Below are 640 nucleotides of genomic sequence, written 5' to 3'. Positions count from 1 at the left end.
GTCACGTAGACGGTGAAGAAGCCGAACTCGCTGTCGCAGCCCATCTTGTTCGTCAAGGATGTCGAGTGTCCTACACCCACGGGTTGTACAAATACGACCTCGTTGCTGACAAAGGCGACGAACTCCTCCGGGTACAGGTCAAGAAAGCGAACCAAAACAACAAGAAACCCTGGAAATATCGGCTGTTCACGGAACAGTATCAGGATGGGCAGGTCGATATTTTTGCCGGGTATATCGTTGAGGAGGACAAGGTATTCTACGTTGCCTTCGACGAAGTCGGGAGAAATAATTTCAGGATAAATACAAAAGACAGGACGGAAATGAGCGACCACAACGCGAGCGAAGCAAATCTACTCGAGGACTATACGTTCGACCGAGCATTTCGTCAACATATGTCTGATACAGAGGCGGAAGAACAGAATGAGACATCGTCATCAAGCCCAGTAGAAGGGCAATGAATTCGTTCAATCCTGGCGACTCGATACGCCTGAACGGTACTTCGGCCGAGGTCATCAAAACATACTCAGTCGGCGATATTGAGTACCTGCGAGCGTACGTCGAAGATGCAGGTGTGAAGACCGTCTGTATTGACGATGTCAGGATTGAATCAAAACCCGACCAACTCGGCGAGCTGGAACCA

General features: G+C 49.7%; 2 protein-coding genes. Both read left to right on the top strand.

Features of this window, described 5'->3' with window-relative positions; all coding sequences use genetic code 11:
* Positions 1-458: group I intron-associated PD-(D/E)XK endonuclease (locus EXE42_RS16360; protein WP_158293760.1), on the top strand; the 458-nt coding region annotated here is incomplete at its 5' end.
* A partial coding sequence (locus EXE42_RS19740; RefSeq protein ID WP_137706997.1) for a hypothetical protein occupies positions 455-640 on the top strand: 186 nt, incomplete at its 3' end. The genes EXE42_RS16360 and EXE42_RS19740, both read left to right, overlap by 4 nt.

The organism is Halorubrum sp. SP3 (assembly GCF_005435195.1).
In the GTDB taxonomy this organism is placed as follows: domain Archaea; phylum Halobacteriota; class Halobacteria; order Halobacteriales; family Haloferacaceae; genus Halorubrum; species Halorubrum sodomense.
The sequence above is the reverse complement of the archived record's forward strand: the minus strand, read 5'-3'. Positions and strand labels throughout refer to the sequence as shown.